Here is a 6,459-nt window from a genome sequence, read left to right on the forward strand (position 1 = left end):
CTCTATTCATGGGATGTTAAAAGCGATACAACCCGACGCGTTTCAGAGGAATCGAAGGTGCTCAGCGAGATCGCAATCCTTCGCGGCTGGTCTGAGACGCAGGTGACAGAAGAACTGAAAAAACGCGAGGAGTTCCTCCGGCTTGCTCTCGATGTCCCTCCCCCGGATATCCTCGATCTTGCCAATGCCATGCATAGTTTCGGTGAGTGACATGCCCCGTTCCGGTTCTGCAGAACGGGGAATGTCCTTCCTGGCACGGGCCGAGATGGCCGTGCTGGGCCAGTATCTCGGGCGCGACCTGATGGCCGCCCACATGCCGGTCACTGCTGACCGTTACCTCCGCACGACACGCATCAATGTTGCTGCATCGCTGGCAATCTTTACCGGGTTCTATGCATTCGTCACCCTGACCGGAATGACCTTCGGGTTGTTTGCGCTCATTCCGGCGGCACTCTTCTGGGCGCTCCTTTTTCTCGGGATGGTGCCCGGTCTCTGGCTGTACCTTGTGCTGTATCCCGGAATCGTTGCACGCGGCCGGAAAAGCCGGATCGATCTCGACCTGCCGTTCGCCATCTCCTACATGCAGGCCCTCTCCACCACGATGTCCCCGTTCGAGGTTATCCGGCGCATTTACGAGGAGCGGGCGATGTTTGGTGAAGTCTCAAAGGAATTCGGCCAGGTAGTCCGCGACGTGGAACTCTTCGGTGACGACCTTATCACGGCCATGCACAACCTTCAGCACACGACACCTTCCCCGATCCTGGCGGATTTCTTCAATGACCTGTGTATCATCTTTGAGAGCGGCGGGGATTTCTCGGCGTATCTCGCATCGAAGACCGAGTACTTCCACCAGCAGGCCCGGCGCGAACTCGATGTCGTCTTAAAGACCATGGAGATCATGGCAGAGGTCTATGTCTCGGCATTCGTTGCCGGGCCGATTGCCCTCATCATCATGATAGTTGCCCAGGGAATGACGAGCAAAGGGACCATGTCCTGGCTCCTCCCGTTCATGTATATCCTCATACCTGCCGGTGCAATCGTCATGATCTGGATCCTTTCCCTGATGCTTCCCCCGGAGAACCTCGAAGTAAGCGGCAGGGAGTCCGTGGAGTACGGCACAGGGACCAGTACCCCGGTCCTGGAGGAAGCATCGAAGGACCCGGAATTTTACCGGTTCATCGAGACAAAGAAGCGAAGGTTCCGCATCCGGGATAAACTGCGCCATCCCCTGCGCACCTATATCTCCCACTATGCCTACGGAATCGTTCTTGGGTCTGCCTGCGCCGGCATTGCGGCAGCCCTGGTTGCCTGCGGGGCGCTTGGGGAAGTCTTCCCGAAGAACGCCTTCGAGGCCGGCATCTGCTTAATCATTATCGCATTCATGGCACCTGTTGCCCTGTCCTATGAATGCAGGAAGTGGTACGTGAACAGCATCGAAAACAACATACCGGAGTTTCTGCGGGAACTTGCAGACATGAAGGAGATCGGGCTTACGCTCCCGGATGCCATCCAGCGGATCTCGTCGGCAAAACTGGGGCTCCTGAGTTCCGAACTTACAAACGTGACGCGGGATGTGAATACCGGTTCCTATGTCAATACCGCGCTGATGCGGATGGACCAGCGCATCGGCCTTGTCTCGGTCAAGCGGGCGATCTCCCTGCTCGTCAAGGCTGGGGAGATCACCTCCGACCTGCGCCAGATCATCATAATCGCGATCACGGACTTCGAGCATTACCTGAAAATGAAGCGGGAACGGGCCAACACGGCAATCGTGTACGTCATGATCATTTACCTCTCATTTGGCATCTACCTCTTCACCGCGTACCAGCTGAACGGTCCTTTTATGGTGAGTTTCTCGACGTATAACATCAATTTCAACCTGGCGCAGAACGTCACCGACATGTTCCGGATCGCTGTCATCCTTGGCGCCTTCTCCGGGATTATGGCCGGACAGTTCAGCTCGAACAGCATTCTTGCCGGATTCAAGCACAGTATTGTCCTTTTGGCAGCGGCGACAGTCCTCTTCGTCTTTATCGTGTGAGCGTGAACTATGCAAAACAAGAATCAGAAAAATAACACGGGAGTATCCGAAGTGGTGGGGGAGATGCTCATGATCGGCCTGGTACTGATCCTTGTTGCGGTATTCTCTGCCTCGCTTGCCAGTTACTTTCCGTCCGAGCGCATCCCGACAGTCACAATCCGGGTGTGTAACGATACCAGCGGAAATATCACGCTCTGGCACAAGGGCGGGGACTGGGTGAAATCGGACACGCTCAAAGTCCTCGTTGCCAATACCACGGAGATTCCGGTAACGTACACCCGGGCTGGCGATCCCCGGTTCGTCCTTGTCCCGGATGCCCAGTCTTTCGACCTGGAGAGCAACATAACCGTGAGCCAGGGCAAGCCGCTTCTCGGCAACGAGAGCATTACACTTGTTACCGATCGTGCAGTCCTCTTCTCCGGCACGGTGTGGAAGGGTATGCCATGAGGGACGATGCTGTTGCCCCGGTCATTGCGGTCATGCTCATCCTTGCCGCAGTGGCAACTCTTTTTGCGGTCTTCAACGGGATCTACATCCCGTCGCTCAAGCAGGCTGCGGAGACGGAGCATCTCCGAAACGTGGAGTCATCGTTCCAGCACTTCTCATCGGATATTGAGCGGGCCGTGGCGAACAGGAAGGGTGGGATGACCGTAAGCGAACCGGTCCAGATGGGCGGCGGCGATATTTTCTTAAACACCCTCAAATCGGGGGGTTCACTCTCTGTGGTAAACGAGGATACGCCGGTATATTACCTGATACTGGATACAGATGGCGGTCTGATTATGAGAAATGGCACGATAGTCAACATCTCATATGATCCCGTGGGAAATTTCTGGCAGGACCAGGGATACTGCTGGCAGTACGGGTTCCTCAACGTGACCAAGTATGGCACCCGGCAGTCACCGATCAGTTATTCCACAATGGGCGATGTATACAACGACTTCAACGACACCGGGTCGCTCGCAGTGTTTGCCGGTTCTTTTGGAAGTGTGGAGGGCTCGCGTAACTTGACGCAATTACCGGTATACGATGAGCAGGGGAATATTACCTCATTTGCCCCCCGGGACGGGAACTGTTCCACAATCACGATCACCGCCGTAAATATCTCGGCATCTCCAGACCACCCATTTACCAGCGGCAACGGGTTCGGAAGACTTGAGCTGAGGACAACTATCACTACCGAACACTATCATGGAGTGAACACCATCACGCTGGTGTCGGACGGAAGACCGTTTGGCAATGCAACCGTGAAGGCCTGGAATGAGAGTCTCACAACGCTGGCCGGAGGTTGTGGAAATAATGTCGGGTATAATCCGGATCCGGGTTGGTCAGGTAACGGGTTTAGTACGTTCAGTATCCGCCAGCAGGTGAGCCCGGTGGATCTCTCACTCAATACCGTTAATATTGTGATTGGGACGGACTGATCCTGCACGGGCCCTGGTGGTGCTGATCGGGAATTCCACCTGACTGCCCAGACACTACCCTCATGATATGATCAAATCATGGACCATGTAAGCGATCTTTACCCCTTCGAGCCGTTTGATGAAATCCGTGAACTCCTCGTCCACGACAACGATGACACAATCGATCCCGTGGAAGGCAGCTTCGATCACGCTCTCCCGTGAGCCAAAGAACATATCCGGTTTCCGTCCGGCAGATTCGAGTGCAACGCGTGCTTCAAGCCCCACGGCCGCGACAAAATCCGCACGGTTGACGATCTCCTTCAGCATGTCGGTCCGTACCCGGCGCGAACCGCCGTACTGGATGCGGGGGACCTTGCAGACCTGGATCGTCCCTTCGTGATGGTCGATGATCCCGTTCAGGTGTCCGATTCCGACATCCGCATTCTTCCGTGCATCCGCTATGATCGTGCCCATGGCAGTTGTTGGTTTTTTTGACGCATACAGGAACCCGTCTTTCATGAAAACGCCAGCCTCATCGCCGGCTTTGAGGTCTTCGGCGGCAATCGCGGTCCAGACCGATACCTGCTGGATGAGGTCGTGCCGGATATGGCGGGCGAACGATTCGAGCGATTCGGCCCGGGACAGGACCCATTCGACACCGGCTTTGGTCACTTCGTAATTGCCCCTGCCGCTGGCCGATACCAGTCCCTCTTCGGCAAGCTCGCGGATATATTCGGATACTGCCTGGGGAGTCACGCCGAGCTTATCGGCAATCTCCTGCTGGCGGACGGCAGGCTGGTGTTCGGTGATCTCTACGAGGATCTGGAACCGTGAAACATCGCGCTTGCTCCGCAGGATCGATGTGTGTTGGTTTCTTATGTCCGGTGTCATACGATATTGTCCCCATTCCATCCCTGTCGCAGAACGCCCTGGCAGGATGGTCTGGAATTTCTCCCGGGCGATGGGGGAGATACTGAAACAATTTTAATTGTTTTAACTAAATAATTATTTCTTGACCAGACTTAGAGCGGAATTCACGGAACGGCATGCAATTCCTCTCTAAAAAAAGGAGCCGACAGGCTGACCGTCACACGCTTATTCTGGCGATCAGCCCGATAATCTGCTGCGCCAGTACCGGATCCATAATCTTTGTCAGCACCATCCCAGCCACCGCAGCAAACACGGTCCAGAACACTTTCTTTACCTGCTCGTTCTTCCCGAATGTTTCGATTATTGAATCCACGTCCGCCTTCATCGCCCGCCGGATCAATTTTGGCAGGAACACGAACAGCGGTAAGAACACCACAGCCGCTCCGATGAACGCGAGCGTGATCTCCGCTTTTCCGGCAAGGAAGATCCCGGCCGGGACCGCGAAGACCCCGGCCAGCGCGGCAGCCATCCCCACCTCGCCGAACCAGAAGTAATGCCGCTTCTCCCGGAAATTTTCCTTCTCGGCATCGGTTAACGAAGCGAGATCGAAAATCCCGAACACTGGGAGCATTCCGTACCAGACCGCGTGCGTCTCTTCCGGATCGGCTACTAATCCGAGGAACAGAATGATGACCGGCACAACGAACAGGATCAGCGGCAGGTGTGCGAAGAAAAAAATAAGGGTGAGCAGGATCCCGGCGCCGCAGATCGCAGCCCGGGTCTGCATCTCATTCTCAAACATTGCCCTCACTCCCGGCTCTCACCCGTGTCTGCTGCGATTGCAAACTCGTAGACCGGGCTGATGTACCCGTGGTTTTCCGGGGAGAAGTCCCGCTTCTTTCCCCGCTGGGTGATCTTCCGGCGGGCTGTCCGGATCCGTACCGTGTGGATGCCCGGGGCCCGGGGATAGACCCGGCGGCCGTCCATGTCTGTCATCTTCTGGTAGGGCGGGATGTCGAACCAGTCCGGCCAGAAGCGGACTCCCTTGGGGATGTCCGATCCCCGGAAGAGGTCCTGCAGGCGCATCGGGGACATGTTGTCGTAGATGATGTCAACGATCAGGTCCGTGTCTTCTTCGTCCGGGTCCAGTTCGAGCTCGTAGAAGATCGGGTTGCGCCGGACTTCATCGAGCGTGAGCGGTGTGTCTTTCGTCAGCGGTTCAAGGCCGGAGAAGGTTCCCCGGTACAGGCCGGTCACGGTTGCGACCGGCGTATTCTCAACAATCATGATATTCCTCCTTTATTCGTTCGTGCTCGTCCCTCAGCCGTTTGAACTCCTCCACGATCTCATCATACCTGCCGATCCGCTGGTGGATCATGAACAGGATGGGATAGAGCGGAAGGACAACGCCGAGGAGGAGCCCGAGGATTTCTGTTTCCATACTGCTGTGGCTCCGATAGTGGAGAGAGATGTTCTCTCCCAGATGTCCTAAGGAGATTTGACGCTCTCGGGGGCGCTGCCCCCGCCGCGTGGGCACCCCCCAGAGGCGATGGTGTCGTATTACCTGTTTCGTACTCTTTGCGTGGATCCAGTACGGGTCATTCCGAGGCATCGCCTGCGCCCCCGCCCCCCTCAGGGGGGCAGGGATGGCGCGAGGGGGGTGTCCGTTTCTCTTCCAGATTTTCAAGTCAAACCTTCAGGCAGTCGAAGGTCGGCTGACGCCTCCCTTCTCCGCCTTCGGGTTCAAAGACCCTCAGGCCAGTGCCGCCACCGAGTCCACCCAGGTCTCGACCCGGGTCCGGATTGCGTCATCCGAGTACGAGGTGATGCTGACCGATTCGCGGGTGAACGTGACCATGTAGATCTCCCTGGCTGCATCGTGGCACTTCAGGGTCGCCGAGTAGGTCTCTTTCGACGTGTCCCGGACTGGTGTGCCCCCGTGGGCGTTGGCAAGGTCCGTGTTCTCCAGGAGCGCGGTTGCACCGGCATTGAACCCGGCGATCGTCGTGAACTTCGCGGAGTCCGTCCCGACAACTTTTGCATCGTTGTCCTGGTACGCGATCTTTGCCACGTAGGATTCCTTAGTCTTCTCGACCGGTGCATGGTTGACACCGGCGCTCTCATAGGCTGTGCAGGCAAACGGGT

The 6,459-nt window shown here is 56.5% G+C and carries 8 protein-coding genes and 1 pseudogene; 4 read left to right on the forward strand and 5 right to left on the reverse strand.

What is annotated here, in order from left to right; genetic code table 11:
* The 4 genes and pseudogenes from PHF39_RS13090 to PHF39_RS13105 all read left to right on the forward strand — a co-directional run.
* Positions 1 to 210: pseudogene (locus tag PHF39_RS13090) on the forward strand (type II secretion system protein E); the annotation flags it as partial.
* Position 211: 1 nt separating this feature from the next.
* Positions 212 to 2,041 (forward strand): type II secretion system F family protein, encoded by a 1,830-nt coding sequence (locus PHF39_RS13095; protein ID WP_300224842.1) that lies wholly within the window; start codon positions 212 to 214, stop codon positions 2,039 to 2,041.
* 9 nt (positions 2,042 to 2,050) lie between these two features.
* Entirely contained in the window at positions 2,051 to 2,488 is a 438-nt protein-coding gene (locus tag PHF39_RS13100) for a type IV pilin N-terminal domain-containing protein (protein ID WP_300224823.1), read from the forward strand.
* Entirely contained in the window at positions 2,485 to 3,465 is a 981-nt protein-coding gene (locus tag PHF39_RS13105) for a hypothetical protein (protein WP_300224825.1), read from the forward strand. The genes PHF39_RS13100 and PHF39_RS13105 overlap by 4 nt, the downstream gene beginning before the upstream one ends.
* 60 nt (positions 3,466 to 3,525) lie before the next feature.
* On the opposite strand, the gene PHF39_RS13110 is transcribed toward PHF39_RS13105, so the two are convergent.
* From PHF39_RS13110 to PHF39_RS13130, 5 genes are all read right to left on the reverse strand, one after another.
* Positions 3,526 to 4,335: a MarR family transcriptional regulator gene (locus tag PHF39_RS13110; protein ID WP_300224827.1), complete on the reverse strand. Its 810-nt coding sequence runs from the start codon at positions 4,333 to 4,335 to the stop codon at positions 3,526 to 3,528.
* A 196-nt stretch (positions 4,336 to 4,531) separates the two neighbouring features.
* Positions 4,532 to 5,116 carry a hypothetical protein gene (locus PHF39_RS13115; protein WP_300224830.1) on the reverse strand — a complete coding sequence of 195 codons (585 nt, stop codon included), beginning with the start codon at positions 5,114 to 5,116 and terminating at the stop codon, positions 4,532 to 4,534.
* A gap of 5 nt (positions 5,117 to 5,121) precedes the next feature.
* Entirely contained in the window at positions 5,122 to 5,601 is a 480-nt protein-coding gene (locus tag PHF39_RS13120) for a hypothetical protein (RefSeq protein WP_300224833.1), read from the reverse strand.
* Positions 5,591 to 5,755, reverse strand: a complete 165-nt coding sequence (locus tag PHF39_RS13125) for a hypothetical protein (RefSeq protein ID WP_300224836.1) — start codon at positions 5,753 to 5,755, stop codon at positions 5,591 to 5,593. Before PHF39_RS13125 ends, PHF39_RS13120 begins: the two co-directional genes overlap by 11 nt.
* 312 nt (positions 5,756 to 6,067) lie before the next feature.
* Positions 6,068 to 6,459 (reverse strand): hypothetical protein (locus tag PHF39_RS13130; RefSeq protein WP_300224839.1); only part of this gene is annotated, 392 nt, incomplete at its 5' end.

It is taken from the genome of Methanoregula sp., from assembly GCF_028712425.1.
Lineage (GTDB): Archaea > Halobacteriota > Methanomicrobia > Methanomicrobiales > Methanospirillaceae > Methanoregula.